This window comes from Dactylosporangium siamense, from assembly GCF_016862795.1.
GTDB classification, from domain to species: Bacteria; Actinomycetota; Actinomycetes; order Mycobacteriales; family Micromonosporaceae; genus Dactylosporangium; species Dactylosporangium siamense.
Window position 1 is genome coordinate 80078 of record NZ_BONQ01000125.1, and the last position, 14348, is coordinate 94425.

Here is a 14348-nt window from a genome sequence, read left to right on the forward strand (position 1 = left end):
TCACGTGTGGTGTGTCCCACGGTAGCCCGTGATGCGGTCATCTGACTCATGCCCGGAACCGCCGCCCGTCGCAGCATTCATGGGTAGCCACACGCGGATGAGGAGAGACCATGCGGGTACTGATGATCGCGCCACCCGGAGCCGGTAAAGGCACGCAGGGCGCCAGGATCGCCGCCCATTTCGGTGTGCCGCACCTCGCCACCGGCGACCTGCTGCGTCGCCACGTCGCGCGCGGCACGCCCCTGGGTCGCACGGTGCAGGCGTACCTGGACCGGGGCGGCCTGGTCCCGGACCGCCTGATGCAGGACCTGGTCCGCAAGGCGCTCGCCGACGCGACCACCGGAGGTGGCGGCTACGTCCTCGACGGCTACCCGCGCAACCCCGCCCAGGCATGGGCCGCATACCAGATCGCCACCTCGATCGGTGCCACCGCGCAGGTCGCGCTGCACCTGCGCACCGATGACGACGAGGTGGTCCGGCGGCTGCTGGCGCGGGCCGGGATCGAGCACCGCTCCGATGACACCGAGCCCGTCATCCGGCGGCGGCTGGCCCTGTACCACGAGGTCACGGAGCCGATACTGACGTGGTACGACCGCCGCGGCATCCTGCTGTCCATCGACGGAATGCCGGACGCGGACCGGGTCACCGCCGCCGTGATCCCGGCGCTGGAGGCCAGGCGGGCCTGTCACGTGGACAGGCCCGGCCCGGTCCCGGAGCTGCTGATCGCCGCCGGAGCGGTCAGCTGCGGTTGAGGCGCTGCACCACCCCCGTGCCGTCGAAGACGTTGGCGCCGAGATATCCGCTGCTGTACGCGGTGTCGGTGGCGTCGATGACGGGCGTGGCGCCGTTGTTGAAGTAGACCTTGATGCTGGCGCCGCTGGCGACGACCTTCAGGTGGTAGGTGCGGCCGGGCGTGATGGTGGTCGGGTAGCTGGCGATGTCGCGGCCGGGACGCCACAGCTTCACCACCCCGGACGCGTCGATGTTCGCGGTGTAGTGCGCGGTGGCGTCGGCGCTGGCGCGGAAGGTGAGCGCCGCCGCCGTGCCGTTGACGATCGTGACGTCTCCCTCGTAGGTGAAGTCGGCGGCGACGGTCCGGCTGAGGTAGAAGGTGTCGCCGGCGGCGTTGCCCCGCGCGCCCGGCCGGGCCGCCGTCCCCGTGGTCCAGGTGCCGTTGACGGGCTGCCACGGACCGGCCAGGTTGGTCGCGAAGCCGGGACCGTTGAGGGTGAGGTGCTGCACGGTGCCGGTGCCGTTGTAGACGTTGGCGCCCAGGTACCCGGCGGCGTAGGCGGTGTCGGTGGCGTCGATGACCGGCGTGGTGCCGTGGTCGAGGTACACCTTGATCGCGGCCCCGGCGGTCACGACCTTCAGGTGGTAGGTGCGGCCGGGCGTGATCGATGTCGGATACGTGGCGATGACCCGGCCGGGCCGCCACAGCTTCACCACCCCGGACGCGTCGATGTTCGCGGTGTAGTGCTGCGACGCGTCGGCGTTGGACCGGAAGGTCAGGGCGGCGGCGGTACCGGACGCGATTGTCACGTCGCCCTCGTACGTGAAGTCCGCAGCGGTCGTGGCGCTCAGGTAGAAGGCGTCACCGCCGGCCGTGCCGAGCTTGCCGGCCGCCGCGTCACCCCACGTCCCGCCGACGCTGCGCCACGGCCCGGCGAGGTTCGACTCCAATGTGGACTGACCCTGCCCCCAGGCGGAGGACAGCCGGTGGAACTCGGCGGAGACCAGCCGCACCGAGCCGCCGGTGGCGAAGAGCCGGATGCCCTGGCTGCCGGCCGCGGAGTTGAAGTTGACGTTGTCGGTGACGGAGAGCCGCCCGTCGTTGCCGAAGACCTCCAGCTGGCCTCGGTCGACCAGCAGGCGCAGCTTCACGCGGCCGTTCAGCGGTGCCAGCGGCGCGCCGTACAGCGTCTGCGCGGCCCGGTCGTAGACCACGGCCCGGTCGTAGCCGCCGTCGGCGCGTCGGTGCAGCTGGAACCCGAACTGGGTGGCGGTGGCCGTGCTGGTGTCGAACTCGGCGATGATCTCGTAGGTGTCGGCGGTGATCCCGGTGAACGGGTCGGTGGCCGGGTCGGCGGTGACGGTGCGGTTCGACCAGGTCGTCGTGTCCGCCCGCAGGCCGGCCAGCTCGGCGACCGGGTTGCGGGTGACGCGGAGCCCGGCGGGTGTGCTGACGAGCCGCAGCTGGGCCGGGAAGGACGCGTTGCCGGTCCAGGTGGCGCCGTGGTTGCCGGGCTGCCAGGCCATCTGCACGGTCCGGCCGTCGGGCATGTTGCTGAACGTCAGGCCCGCGTAGAACGAGCCGTCGAAGCTGTTGCGGCCCTGGTCCATGCGCTGCGGGGAGGACCAGTCGGGGCCGAACGTGCCGCCGTCGAACGTGCCGGTGACGTACTCGCCGGACGCGTCGGTCATGACCCACCGGACGTTGCCGCCGTCGCCGTCGACCGGCAGCGGGAAGAAGTCGGGGCACTCGAACAGCCAGCCGGCCGTGTAGCGGCTGCGGTAGGTCCAGTCGAGCAGGTTGGTGGACGTGTACACGTTCACGCCGTTACCGCCGCCGTCGGACCAGACGACCATGACCCACCGGCCGCGGGCGGCGTCCCACAGGACCTTCGGGTCGCGGCTGGTGCCGGTCGGGGTGACGACCTTGCGCCCGCGGTCGTAGTTCTGGAAGGTGCGGGCGCCGTCGGTGCTGTAGGCGATCGAGACGCCGTTGGTGCCGGTGAACACCACGATCGGGGCGTCGGTGCCGGTCCGCAGGCCCGAGGTGTTGGTCGTGTCGACGACCCCGGCGCCGGAGAACAGGTCGCCGGGGTGCGCGCCGGGCTCCAGCGCGACCGGCTTCTGCGTCCAGTGCACGAGGTCCGGGCTGGTGGCGTGGCCCCAGTGCATCGTGTCCCAGGCCAGGCCGTGCGGATTGTGCTGGTAGAACAGGTGGTAGAGGCCGTTGTAGTACAGCGGCGCGTTGACGTCGTTCATCCAGCCGGCGCGCGAGCTGAAGTGGAACTGGCCCCGGTAGGGCTCGTCGTAGGCGGCGGTGGCCGGATACGGGAACTGCGGGTAGTCGCTGGACGGGCTGGCGCCGGCGGGCGCCGCGGGCAGCAGGATGCCGGCGACGAGGACGAGCGTGAGCAGGATTCGGAGGCGCATGGTTGCGGTCCCTTCTGGCGGGAAGGTGCCTCGTGTGGAAACGTTTCCTGACGGGCTGTTCGACAGTGTGCGCCCGACGATGGAAGATGTCCATATATGAATGTCTATGTGCGTGCCACGATGAAGGACGTCGCGGCCCTCGCCGGGGTCGGCCTGGCCACGGTCTCCCGGGTCCTCAACGGCGTGCCGGTCGACCCGCACCTGACCGTCCGGGTCCTGGACGCCGCGCGGCAGCTGGGCTACCGCAAGGACACCGCGGCGACCAGCCTGCGCCGCGCGGACCGGCGGACCAACACGATCGGGCTCGTGCTGCAGGACGTGGCGAACCCGTTCTCCTCCGCCCTGCACCGGGCGGTCGAGGACGTCGGCGTCCAGCGGGGGCTGCTCGTGCTCGCCGGCAGCAGCGACGAGGAGCCCGAACGGGAGCGTGAACTGCTCGGCGTGCTGCGCACCCGGCGGGTCGACGGCCTCATCGTGGTGCCGACCGGCGCCCCCGACGACGAGCTGGAGTCCGCGCACCGGGACGGGACCCCGATCGTGTGCGTCGACCGCGCGTCGCCGGTCCCGGGCGTGGACACCGTGACCGCCGACAACCGCGGCGGCGTCGCCGGTGCCGTGCGGGCGCTGCACGCGCTCGGGCACCGGCGGATCGGGTTCGTGGCCGATCACAGCTCACTGTGGACGGCACGGGAGCGGCACGAGGGTTTCGCCGCCGCGATGGCGGAGCTGGGCTGCCGGACCAGGGCCGGTTGGGTGCGCCGCGACGTGCACACCGAGGACGCCGCCCGGGCGGCCGTGACCGGAATGTTCGGCACGGCGACCGCGCCGACCGCCCTCGTCACCGCACAGAACTGGCTGACGATCGGCGCCCGGCGCGCGCTGGTCGACCTCGGGCTGCACCACACCGTCGCGCACGTCGGCTTCGACGACTTCCCGCTGGCCGACATGCTCGACCCGCCGGTCTCCGTGATCGCGCAGGACCCGGCCGAGATGGGCCGGCGCGCGGCGCTGCTGCTGGTGTCCCGCCTCGACGGGGACGACGGCCCCGTCGAGGCGGTCACGCTGCGGACCCGCTACATCGCCCGGGGGTCGGGCGAGCTCCCGCCCCCGGCGACGGTCAGCCCGTCCTGACGCTGGGCTGGGGGACCGCGCCCGAGACGCTGGGCCGCGGTCGCATCGGCGCCTTGCCGTCCTCCGACACCCACAGCACGATCACGGTGTTGGAGATCGGGGCGGTGTCGTAGACGATCCAGCTGCCGGGCACCTGGTCCGCGGTGGCGGCGAGGGACTCCGCGCCGACCCGGTATTCCGCCGTTCTGCCTTGCGCGGCGAGCAGCGTGCGCACCTCCGCGACCCGCTTGCCGACGAGCTCGCCGGCCGCCGCCTTCTGCTCGGCCGACCCGCCGTCGACGAACTCGCCGGGCAGCGGCGTGCGGCCGAACGCGACGACCGCGTAGGACGTGAAGTGCAGCGGCACCTTGAACCCGACCGCGCACGACCCGTTGGCGGTGCACCGCCCGGGGTCCTCGATCGCCTCCAGCCCCGGGCCCCCGCCGGTGTCGCCGACCTCGGTGAACACCACCTTGCCGACGTCCTCGGGGTCGGCCGGCACCAGTTCGAGCTTGATGTCCAGCCCGTGCCTGGCCAGTTCGGCGCGGTACCGCTGGGGATCGGCGGCCGGGTCCTTGATCGTGACGATCAGGAAACCGCGGTCCTCGGTGAAGGTGAGCGCCGCGTTGGCCGGCGCGGGGCCGACCGGCGCCGAGGACGGCAGCAGCGAACCGGCCGCCAGCACCGCGGCGGCGAGCCCGGCCACGACCGGGACGCCCACGAGCAGGCGCCGCCGCCACGGCGCCGGCGGGCGGGTGTCCAGGATGTCGCGCAGCAGCTCGTCCCCGGCGGCGCGGGCGGCCGGTGGGACGTGCACGGTGGGGGACAGCAGCCGGATCAGGTGGTCCTGCTCCTCGTCGACGTCAGTCACGGTGGCTCCTGTCATGGCTGGTGAGGGAACGGCTGGTCAGGGACGGTGAGCGCAACGCCTCGGCGAACCGGCGGCGGGCGCGGTGCAGACGGATCCGGGCGGCGTTGACCGAGCAGCCGAGCGCGACGGCGAGGTCGTCGGCGGTCAGTCCCTCCCAGGCGACCAGGCGCAGCACCTCCTGGTCACCCTCGGGCAGCGCACGGAACGCGTGGGCGATCTCCGGCGGCACCGCCGGTTCGGCCGTCGTGGCCCCGGTCAGCTCCTGCCGCAGGCGCGCACCGAGGTCGGCGCGGCGCCGGTCGGCCCGCTGGTGGTTGGCCATGACGTTGCGGGCGACCCCGAAGAGCCAGGGCCTGGCCTGGCTGTCGGGGATCTCGTCGATGCGGCGCCAGGCGATCAGGAAGGTGTCGGCGACCACGTCGGCGGCCGACTCCGGTCGCTCGACGCGGCGCAGGGCATAGCCGAGCAGATCCTGATAGCAGGCCCGGTACAAGGTCTCGAAGCGGGCGGCGCTGGGGGCTCGTGCCAAGGGTGGCTCCCATCGTGCGGAGGCGACGTGTCGTCTCTACATGTCCGCACGACGCCGTTCATTTCACCCTGCGCCGGCCCCCGCTGTCAGGCGGGTCCGGTGGGCGCGTGCCGGCCGGCAGGGGTGCGGTGGCGGGGGTGCCAGCGGCGGGTGCGGGACGCGCGGACCAGGCCGGCGCCGAGGAGCAGCATCAGCAGACCGGCCTCGGCCGTGGCGGCGGTGGCGGCGCCGGTGACCGCCAGCGGCGGCGTCGTGGGCGTCGCCGGTGTCGCGGGAACGGCCGGGGCGACGGTGACGTCGAGGCGCATCGCCCGCACGTTGCCGTCCTTGTCGGCGCCCACCGCGGCGAGGGTGTGGTCGCCGATCGGGAGCGAGGGCGGCACGACGACGTCGACGGAGAACTCGCCCTTGTCGTCGGTGACCACCGTGCCGAGCGAGACCGGCGAGGAGTACACGATGAGCTCGACCGTCGAGTTCGGCGCGTAGCCGCTGCCCTTGAGCGTGATGGTCGCGCCGGGGGCCGTGGGCTTGTCGTCGCTCTGGGGCGTGTCGAGCTTCTCGTCCGTGACCGGCGGCGTGGCCGGGATCTCCGGCGCGGCCGCGGTCACGCTGCTCGACGGCGTGGACGCGGTCGAGTCACCGCTGGCCGAGTGGGCCACGACCGTGATCGTGTACGCCTGGTTCGCCTGCGCGCCCAGCACGCAGGTCATCTCACCGATCGCGTCGCAGGTCGCCGGGCCGGGTGAGGCGATGGCGGTGTAGCCGGTGATGGCCGCGCCGCCGGTGGGCGGGGCGACCCACGTGACGGTGATGGTCGCCGTCTTCGCCGTGGCGACGACCCCGCTCGGCGCGGCCGGTGCGGCGAGCGGCGTCACCAGCACCGGGCCGGCCTCGGCGCCCGGGCCCGTGGCCGTCACCGCGCGCACCTTGAGCTGATACGACCTGTCGTTGACCAGGCCGGCCACCGTCGCCTTCAGCGCGTCGGTGCCTTCGGTGCCGAGTCCGGTCCAGGCGCCGCCGTCGACCGCCACCTGGTAGCCGGTGATCGCGGTGCCGCCGGTGTCGGCGGGGGCCTGGAAGGTCAGCGCCGCGGCCTGGTTGCGGGGTGCGGCGGCGAGCCCGACCGGTGCGCCGGCGGTGCCGGCCAGGGTCAGGGTGACGGCCGCGCTGACCGCGCCGGCGCCGGCGACGTTGCGGGCCCGGACCGCGAACTGGTAGGTCGTGCCGTTGGTCAGCGCCGGACGGCCCGCGGTGCTGGCCGTGGTGACGGTGGCGGTCAGCGTCCCCGACCCGCCGGGTGACAGCGTCGCCCAGGTGGCGCCGCCGTCGGTGGAGTAGTCGTAGCCGGTGATCGGGCTGCCGCCGCTGCCGGGCGTGGAGAACTGCAGCGCCGCGCCGGTCTTGGCGGGTTTCGCGCTCAGCCCGGCGGGCGCGTCCGGGACCGTGAACGGGGTGACGGTCGCGGCCGTGCTCGGCGTGCCGGCGCCGGCCAGGTTGAGCAGGCGCAGGCGCAGGCTGACCGCGGTGCCGTTGACCAGCGCGGCGCCGCCGCCGGTCGACTGCGTGGTGATGACGGCGGTGAGGGTCCCGGTGCCGGTCGGGGTCGCGTCGGCCCACGTGGTGCCGCCGTCGGTGGAGTACCGCAGGCCGGTGACCGGGCTGCCGCCGTCGTCCGCGACCTGGTAGGTGACGGTGACTTTGCGGTCGCCCGGGGTCGTGGTGATCTGGGTCGGGGCGCCCGGCAGGTCCGCCGCCGGGATGAAGGTCACCGCGTCGCTGGCCGGGCCGGTCCCGAGCTCGTTGGTGGCGCGCAGCCGCAGCTGATAGGTCACGCCGTTGACCAGCCGGGCGGTGCCGCCGCCGCTGGACACGTTCGTGATCGTGGTCCGGAAGCTCTTGTCGGCGAGCTCGTCGACGTCGTCGGGATCCAGCGCGCGCCAGGTGACGCCGTTGTCGGTGGAGTAGTCGATCCCGGTGAGGTCCGGGCCGTTCTTGTTCACGCTGAAGGAGAAGGTCACCTGCCGGTTGCCCGGCACGGGCGTGACCGACACCGGCTTGGCCGGCGCGGACGCCGGGAGGCTGACCTCGGCCGGGGCGCTGGGCAGGCCGGCGCCCTGGGTGTTCACCGCGCGCACCCGCACCCGCAACGGACTGCCGTGCCAGAGCGGGAAGCCGCCGGCGCTGTCGGCGGAGATCACGCCGTGCAGCGTGCCGGTGCCGGTGGTCGTCAGGTCGCGCCAGGAGCTGCCGCCGTCGGTGGAGTACTGGTACTTGGTGATCGCGCTGTTGCCCGGCCCGGCCGCGGTGAAATCGGCGCCGATGGTGTCGCCGGCCGCCGCCACGGTGAGGTTGGCCGGCCGGGTGGGTGAGCCGGGCATCGGCAGCTGCACCGTGACCGGCTCGCTGTCGGGGCCGGTGCCGAGCGAGTTGGTCGCCCGGAGGCGGACCTGGTAGGTCTGCCCGTTCTGCAGCTGGGTGCTGCCGTCGCCGGTCGAGGCGGCGGCGACCGTCGCGGTCGTGGTCCAGTCCATCTTGTTGAACGCGAACGGTGACAGCGGCCGCCAGTCGGTGCCGTTGTTCGTCGAATACGCGTAGCCGGTGATCTCGTCGCCGTTGTCCGGCGCCTTCCAGTCCAGCGTGATCGCCTGGTCGCCCGGGTCGCCGTGCACGTCGTAGGGCTCGCCCGGCGCGGTCGGCGCGAGGCTGACCTCGCCGGCGCCGCTGGGCAGGCCCGGACCCTGGGCGTTGACCGCTCGGACGCGGACGCGGTACGGCTGCCCGGGGTGCAGCGGGCCGCCGTCGCCGCTGTCGATGCTCAGCGAGGCCAGCAACGGTCCCGCCCCGGTGGTCGTGGTGTCCTTCCAGCTCCAGCCGTCGTCGGTGGAGTACTGGTACTTGAGGATCGCGCTGGTGCCCTGGTTCGGCGCGGTGAAGCTGACCTCGATGGTCCCGCCGGCCACCGTCGCGGCGAGCGAGCCGGGCGCGGCGGGTGAGCCGGCGTTGGGCAGGCCCGCGGCGACGGTCTGGCTGTCCGGCCCGGTGCCGAGGACGTTGCGGGCCCGCACCCGGACCTGGTAGGTCACCCCGCTCGCCAGGGCCGTCGTGCCGTCGCCGGTGGACCGGTTGGTGATGGTGGCGGTGAGCTGCCAGTCGCCGGTGACGCCGGTCAGCGGCTGCCACTGCCCGGCGTTGTCGGTGGTGTACTCCCAGGCGGTGATCGGGCTGCCGTTGTCCGTCGGGGCCTTGAAGTTCAGCGTCAGCGACCCGCTGCCCGGCACGGTGCGCAGGTCGAACGGCTCGCCCGGCGCGGACGGTGGGAGGCTGACCTCGGCGGCGGCGCTGGGCAGGCCGGGGCCCTGGGTGTTCACGGCGCGGATGCGGACGCGGTACGTGTTGGCGCGGGCGAACGGGTAGCTGCTGTTGCTCTCCACGGTCAGCTCGGCGTGCAGCGGCCCGGCGCCGGTGGTCGGGGTGTCCTTCCAGGTGCCGCCGCCGTCGGTGGAGTACTGGTACTTGAGGATCGTGCTGGTGCCCTGGTCGGCTGCGGTGAAGTCGACCCCGAGGTTGTTGCCGGCCGGGGCGGCGGTGACGGAGCCGGGTGCCGCGGGCGAGCCGGCGGCGGGCAGGCCGGCCGTGACGGTGTCGCTGTCCTGGCCGGTGCCGATGGCGTTGCTGGCGCGCACGCGGATCTGGTACGTCCCGCCGGCCGCGAGCGGTGTCGAGCCGTCGCCCGTGCTCTGGTTGGTGATGACGGCGGAGCGCTGCATGTCGCCGGTGACGCCGGTGAGTGCCCGCCAGTGCGCGCCGTTGTCGGTGGTGTACTCGAAGCCGGTGATCGGGCTGCCGTTGTCGGGCACCCCGTCGAACGTGAGCGCGAAGCCGCCCTCCGCGCGGGGCACGGCGACGAGGCGGTAGGTCTGGCCGGGCGCGGTCGCCGGCAGCGTCACCTCCGCGGCGGCGCTGGGCAGGCCGGGCCCCTGGGTGTTCACGGCGCGCAGGCGGACCCGGTAGGGCTGGCCGGGATAGAGCCGGAATCCGGTCCCGCTCTCGTTCGACAGCTCGGTGTGCATCGAGCCGTTGGCGCTGGTGGTCGTCGCGTCGGCCCAGGAGCCGCCGTCGTCGGTGGAGTACTGGTACTTGACGATCTGGCTGGTGCCCTGGTTCGGCGCGGAGAAGTCCAGCTTGATCTTGTCGCCGGCGGCGGACGGCGCCCCGGTGACCGATCCGGGGGCCGCGGGCGAGCCGGCCGCGGGCAGGCTCGCGGAGACGGTCTGGCTGTCCTGCCCGGCGCCGAGCGCGTTGCGGGCCCGCACGCGGATCTGGTACGTCACGCCGCTGGCCAGGGCCGTCGAGCCGTCGCCGGTGGACCGGTTGGTGATGGTGGCCGTCTTCTGCCAGTCGCCGGTGACGCCGGTCAGCGGCTGCCACTGCCCGCCGTTGTCGGTGGTGTACTCCCAGGCGGTGATCGGGCTGCCGTTGTCCGCCGGATTCTTGAAGCTCAGCGTCATGGACCCGTTGCCGGGCACGGCCCGCAGGTCGAACGGCGCGCCGGGTTCGGTCGCTGCCAGGGTCACCTCGTCGGCGGCGCTGGGCAGGCCGGCGCCCTCGGTGTTCACGGCGCGGACCCGGATGCGGTACATGCGGCCGCGGGCGAACCCGAAGCTGCTGTTGCTCTCCACGGTCAGCTCGGCGTGCAGCGGTCCCGCCCCGGTCGTCGTGGTGTCCTTCCAGGTGCTGCCGCCGTCGGACGAGTACTGGTACTTGACGATCGCGCTGTTGCCCGGGCTCGGCGCGGTGAAGTCGACCCCGACGTTCGCGCCGGCCGCGGCGGCGGTGACGGAGCCGGGTGCCGCGGGCGCGCCCGGGTCGGGGATGGCGACCGTGAACGTGTCGGTGTGCTGCCCCTGCCCGGCGTTGCTCGACGCCCGGATGCGCAGCTGGTACTGCTGGCCGGCCTGGAGCGCGGTGCTGCCGTCGCCGGTGGACTGGTTGGTGACGGTCGCCGCGAGGGGGCCCATGCCCGTGACGGTGAGCGGTTGCCAGTGCAGCCCGTTGTCGGTGGAGTACTCCCAGCCGGTGATCGTGCTGCCGTAGTCCCGCGGGTAGGGGAAGCTCAGCTCGATGGCGCCGCCCTGCACGTCCGTGGTGATCGGCATGGGCGCGTCGGGCGCCTTCGGCGGGATCGTCGTGGCGTAGGCGTCGCTGGCCGGGCCCGGGCCCTCGGCGTTGACCGCCCGCACCTTGAGGTTGTACTGGATGTTGTAGCCCAGCGGGTTGGTGCCGTCGCCGGCGGACTCCTTGGAGATCGTCGCCTGCTTCGTCGTGGTGCCGGTCAGGCCGGTCAGCGGTTTCCAGGTGGTGCCGTCGTCGGTCGAGTAGTCGTAGCCGGTGATCGCGCTGCCGCCGTCGCCGGCCGCGTCGAAGGAGAGCATCAGCACGCCGTCGCCGGTCCCGGCGGTCAGCCCGGTCACCTTGTCGGGCGCGGCGGCCAGGAGCTCCGCCTGGGCGCTGGGGGTCGCCTCGACGCGCGGCGCGGCGTGCGCCGGCGTCGTCCAGATGATGGCGGGCGTGCCGGCGGTGAGCAGCAGCGCTCCCATGACGGAGAGCCGACGCGGAGAGCGCATGAAGGCACCACAATCCTACGTGGAGTATTGTCATGCGCACTATATGTAGTCAGCTCGCATGCAGTGCGGTATTCGGCCCGGAACGTGCGGTGGCCGGGACCCGCGGGTCAGCGTTCGCGCAGCCGGCCGCGGACCGCCTCGCCGCAGGGTGGCGGTTCGTTGACCGGCGGTGAGCGGATCGGTACATTGCTGCCGCGAGCCGCGGTGGGAGCCGAGCGGCCGGTGCGGCGGACAGGCCGCGTGACCGGCGTGCGCCAGTGCCCGATCCGCACCCCGCCATGGAGGCTCGATGTCCCGTCCCACCCGCCTGCTCGTCACAGCCGCGCTCCTACCGGTCGCCTGGGCGGCGCCCGCAGTCATGCTTCCGCCGGTCGCCTGGGCGGCGCAGGCGCCCGCCACGGTCGCCTGCGCCTACTCGTTCGTCGCCTGGCCCGGCGGCTTCGTCGCGGACCTCACGATCACCAACCACGGCCCGGCCGTCAACGGCTGGACGGCCCGGTGGACGATGCCCACCGCGACCGCCAACCTCGGTGTCTGGCAGGCGACGATGTCGCAGGCCGACCCGTTCACGTTGACGGCGACGAACCTGCCCTACAACGCGGTCATCGACACCGGTCGGTCGGTGCGGTTCGGCTGGACCGCGTCGGCGGCGAGCACGGAGGCGCCGGCGGACATCACGGTCAACGGTGTGCCGTGCTGAGGTGACGACCGGCGCTGCGCTCCTGGCCGTCCAGGGCGCCCGCCAGGCCGTGCCGGTCGCCGGTGCGTTCGGCGAGGGCGCGGGCGGCCGCGAACCGGCGCGCCGCCGCGTCCGGGCGGCCGGTGGCCAGGAGCACGTCGCCGAGGGTGTTGAGCGTCTCGACCTCGAGGCCGCACTCGCCGGTCGCGCGGCTGAGGGCAAGGGCGCGCCGCAGGTGCCCGAGCGCCCGGTGATGCCGGCCGGCGCGGTGCAGCGCCGCGCCGATCGTCCCGTGGGCGCTGCCCTCGCCGCCGCGGTCACCGGCCGCGACGCAGCTCGCCAGGGCCTGCCGGAGGTGGGCGAGGGCCTGGTCGTGCCGGCCGGTCAGGCTCTCCACGGCGCCGAGGTTGCCCAGCGCGTAGCCTTCGAGCCGCCGGTCGCCGAGCTCGGCGAAGAGGTTCGCGGCGCACCGGAGCTGCGTTTCGGCCTTCGCGTAGTCGTTGCCGCGGTGGTACGTGAAGCCGAGGTTGAGCAGTTGCGCGGCTTCGCCGTGCCGGTCGCCGGCGGCCTGGTACATGGCGAGGGCGTCGCGGAGCCGGGCCGCGGCCTCCTCGTGGTCGCCGAGCCGCTCGTGCACCAGCGCGAGCCGGGCGGTCGCGCGGGCCTCGCCGGCGGTGTCGCCGGTGGTGCGGTGCCCACGCAGCGACCGTCCGAAGTGGACCTCCGCCAGGTGGTGCTCACCGAGCAGCCAGTGGACCGCACCGAGGTTTGTGTGCGCGTCGGCGTCGTCGTGCGCCGCGGCGGCGGTGTGCACGGTGAGCGCGTCCCGGTAGTGCCCGCCGACCTCCAGGTAGCGCCACAGGACGCGGGACAGCTCGACGGCGGCACGGGTCCCGGAGAGGGCGACCAGCGCGGCGCGTTCCCGGTCCAGCCACCGCTGCGCCCGCTCCGGTGTGTCCACAGTAGACTCCCCGGTGACGCCCGGGAGGTCGTGCGGGAACAGGGTCGCGGCGGCCAGCGTCGCAGTGCGCACCAGGTGGGCGGTGAGCCGGTCGAGCGCGGCTGCCGAGACGTCGCCGGCGAGCTGCCCGGCGAGGTCGACGCTGTGCGCGTGCAGCAGGTCGTGCATGCCGTAACCGCCGGCGCCGGCCGGTTCGACGAGATGCGCGCGGGCCAGCTCGTCGAGCAGCGCCCGGCCGCCGGCCGGCGGCACCCCGGCGAGCGCGGCCGCCGCGGCCGAGTCGACGATCCGACCCGGATGCAGCCCGAGCAGCTGGAAGGCGCCCGCCCCGGCCGGGCTCAGCTGCCGCAACGACCAGGAGAACACCGACCGCAGCGCGGTGCGCGGGTCGCCGCCGGCGTCGAACGCGTCGAGGCCCGGCCGGTCGTGGAGCTCCGCGGCGAAGTGCGGGGTCGCGGCGACCCGCAACGCCAGTGGCAGTCCCGCGCAGCGCTCGGCGAGCCGCGACGCGGTGCCCGCGGGGACGCCCGGGCCGGCCAGCCGCCGCAGCAGGGCGAGCGAGTCGGCCCGGCCCAGGCGGCCGAGGTGGACGGGGTGCACGCCGTCGCGGGCGACCAGCCCGGCGAGCGCGTCCCGGCTGGTCACCACCACGACGCAGGTCCCGGTGCCGGGCAGCAGCGGGCGGACCTGCTCGGCGGTGGAGGCGTTGTCCAGCAGCACCAGCAGCCGCCGGCCGGCCACCGCCGTGCGGTAGCACGCGGCCCGCTCGGCGGTCGCGGCCGGGATCCCGGTGGCGGGGACGCCGAGACCGCGCAGGAACCCGGCGAGCGCGTCGCCGGCGTCGACGGGCTGCCGCGGGTCGTACCCGCGCAGGTCGACGTACAGCTGGCCGTCGGGGAACCGGGCGGCGACCCGGTGCGCCCAGTGCACCGCGAGCGCCGTCTTGCCCACGCCGGCGGTGCCGGCGATCAGCGCGGCCCGCGGCCCGGTGCCGACGAGGTTGCCGTCGAGGACGCCGTCGAGGTCGGCGAGTCGCGCCGTGCGGCCGGTGAACGCGGGCACGTCCGCCGGCAGCTGCCGCGGGACGGCGGAGGTAGGTGCCGGCGGCACCGGCGGTGCCTGGCGGCGGCCCTCCTCGACCCGGTCGCGGGCGGTGGCGAGGGCGCCCTGCTCGGCCGGTGCCGCGCCGAGCAGGCGGACCAGGACGTCGAGCCGGTCGGTCGGCGGCAGCACCCGCCCGGCGAGGTATCCGCCGATGATCCCGTGCGACCAGCCGGTGGCCGCGGCCAGCTCCCGGTAGGTCAGTTCGGCGCCGCCGCGCCGGCGGGCGTCGCGGCGGCGCAGCTCGCGCAGCAGCCGGGCCAGGTCCTCGGTCGTGCGCGCACCCGCGACCGCGCCCGGCGCCAGGAGGG

The 14348-nt window shown here is 74.3% G+C and carries 8 protein-coding genes; 3 read left to right on the plus strand and 5 right to left on the minus strand.

The features are described from left to right. Positions 1 to 110 precede the first annotated feature (110 nt). A complete protein-coding gene (locus tag Dsi01nite_RS39130; RefSeq protein ID WP_203851437.1) occupies positions 111 to 752 on the plus strand; it encodes an adenylate kinase in 642 nt (213 codons plus the stop codon). On the opposite strand, the gene Dsi01nite_RS39135 is transcribed toward Dsi01nite_RS39130, so the two are convergent. After that, positions 739 to 3162 (minus strand): GH32 C-terminal domain-containing protein, encoded by a 2424-nt coding sequence (locus Dsi01nite_RS39135; protein ID WP_203851438.1) that lies wholly within the window; start codon positions 3160 to 3162, stop codon positions 739 to 741. The two genes, Dsi01nite_RS39130 and Dsi01nite_RS39135, sit on opposite strands and share 14 nt — an antisense overlap. Positions 3163 to 3258: 96 nt before the next feature. Here Dsi01nite_RS39135 and Dsi01nite_RS39140 point away from each other — a divergent pair, with 96 nt between their 5' ends. Further along, positions 3259 to 4293, plus strand: a complete 1035-nt coding sequence (locus tag Dsi01nite_RS39140; RefSeq protein ID WP_203851439.1) for a LacI family DNA-binding transcriptional regulator — start codon at positions 3259 to 3261, stop codon at positions 4291 to 4293. Here Dsi01nite_RS39140 and Dsi01nite_RS39145 read toward each other — a convergent pair. The 3 genes from Dsi01nite_RS39145 to Dsi01nite_RS39155 form a co-directional block, all read right to left on the minus strand. Beyond that, positions 4280 to 5143, minus strand: coding sequence for a hypothetical protein (locus Dsi01nite_RS39145; RefSeq protein ID WP_203851440.1), 864 nt, complete (start codon positions 5141 to 5143; stop codon positions 4280 to 4282). The genes Dsi01nite_RS39140 and Dsi01nite_RS39145 overlap by 14 nt on opposite strands. Next, complete coding sequence (locus Dsi01nite_RS39150) at positions 5136 to 5672, minus strand: RNA polymerase sigma factor (RefSeq protein ID WP_203851441.1); 537 nt, start codon at positions 5670 to 5672, stop codon at positions 5136 to 5138. Before Dsi01nite_RS39150 ends, Dsi01nite_RS39145 begins: the two co-directional genes overlap by 8 nt. A gap of 86 nt (positions 5673 to 5758) precedes the next feature. Beyond that, a complete protein-coding gene (locus Dsi01nite_RS39155; protein WP_203851442.1) occupies positions 5759 to 11296 on the minus strand; it encodes a fibronectin type III domain-containing protein in 5538 nt (1845 codons plus the stop codon). A gap of 289 nt (positions 11297 to 11585) precedes the next feature. Between Dsi01nite_RS39155 and Dsi01nite_RS39160 the strand changes: the two genes are divergently transcribed. Then, a complete protein-coding gene (locus Dsi01nite_RS39160; RefSeq protein ID WP_203851443.1) occupies positions 11586 to 11996 on the plus strand; it encodes a cellulose binding domain-containing protein in 411 nt (136 codons plus the stop codon). Here the strand turns inward: Dsi01nite_RS39160 and Dsi01nite_RS39165 are convergent. Further along, positions 11977 to 14169 carry an ATP-binding protein gene (locus Dsi01nite_RS39165; RefSeq protein WP_203851444.1) on the minus strand — a complete coding sequence of 731 codons (2193 nt, stop codon included), beginning with the start codon at positions 14167 to 14169 and terminating at the stop codon, positions 11977 to 11979. The two genes, Dsi01nite_RS39160 and Dsi01nite_RS39165, sit on opposite strands and share 20 nt — an antisense overlap. Between the last annotated feature and the right edge of the window lie 179 nt (positions 14170 to 14348).

What these genes read in the sequence shown, in the direction of transcription:
- Dsi01nite_RS39135 (WP_203851438.1), bottom strand. Translation starts at nt 3,162, where the DNA reads ATGCGCCTCCGAATCCTGCTCACGCTCGTCCTCGTCGCCGGCATCCTG.
- Dsi01nite_RS39160 (WP_203851443.1), top strand. Translation starts at nt 11,586, where the DNA reads ATGTCCCGTCCCACCCGCCTGCTCGTCACAGCCGCGCTCCTACCGGTC.
- Dsi01nite_RS39130 (WP_203851437.1), top strand. Translation starts at nt 111, where the DNA reads ATGCGGGTACTGATGATCGCGCCACCCGGAGCCGGTAAAGGCACGCAG.
- Dsi01nite_RS39155 (WP_203851442.1), bottom strand. Translation starts at nt 11,296, where the DNA reads ATGCGCTCTCCGCGTCGGCTCTCCGTCATGGGAGCGCTGCTGCTCACC.
- Dsi01nite_RS39140 (WP_203851439.1), top strand. Translation starts at nt 3,259, where the DNA reads ATGAATGTCTATGTGCGTGCCACGATGAAGGACGTCGCGGCCCTCGCC.